This window comes from Paenibacillus baimaensis (assembly GCF_025567575.1).
In genome coordinates this window covers 1-668 of record NZ_JAOQIO010000021.1, presented here as the reverse complement: position 1 = coordinate 668, position 668 = coordinate 1, and the positions used below count along the sequence as shown (strand labels likewise).

At 46.2% G+C, this 668-nt stretch carries 1 protein-coding gene; it reads right to left on the bottom strand.

From position 1 onward, the window contains the following. Positions 1 to 54: 54 nt before the first annotated feature. Positions 55 to 668, bottom strand: a 614-nt coding sequence (locus tag OB236_RS08530) for a M20/M25/M40 family metallo-hydrolase (RefSeq protein WP_262683573.1), incomplete at its 5' end; no start/stop codon positions are given.

Below are 668 nucleotides of genomic sequence, written 5' to 3'. Positions count from 1 at the left end.
TCCTCTGCGGTAGCTGCTTTTACGTTTATTCAATGGTTATATTTTAGTATCAGTTTAAAGCCGTTTCAAAAAAGAAACAATCGTTAACAATCCCTTGTCGAAATTCTCCAGATTAAAATGCTCATTAGGTGCATGTAGATTCTCATCAGGCAGGCCAAAACCCATCATAACGACGGGAGCCTCTAATACACGAGAGAACGTCTCAACAATCGGAATTGATCCGCCATCCTTAGTAAACAGAGCACGTGTGCCATACACTTCCTCATAGGCGTCAGCTGCCTTTTGCAGCACTGGGATGGACGGGTCCATGTTGAAGGCACGAGCTTTTTCACCGCGCTTCACAACAAGCTTCGCTCCTACTGGAATATGTGACTCCATATGAGTGACANGTGCTTCCTTGGGAATGACTGTTTTGGTACCCTCGCCTTGAAAACCGCCATACACGCCATTCAGCTCAAGAGTCGGCCTTGCACCAATTCGCTCCACAAAAGAATAGCCTTCTTCCCCGTACAATGCTTCGAGTCCGAGTTTAGTTCTCAATTCTTCTTCGTTATGATTTTGCTTCTTAAATTCCTCCCGCATTGCTGCGGAAAGCTCTGGAACGCCTTCGTAGAAGCCCTCTATTGCAACTCGCCCTTGGTCATCATGCAAAGTAGCCAGCAGAGAAA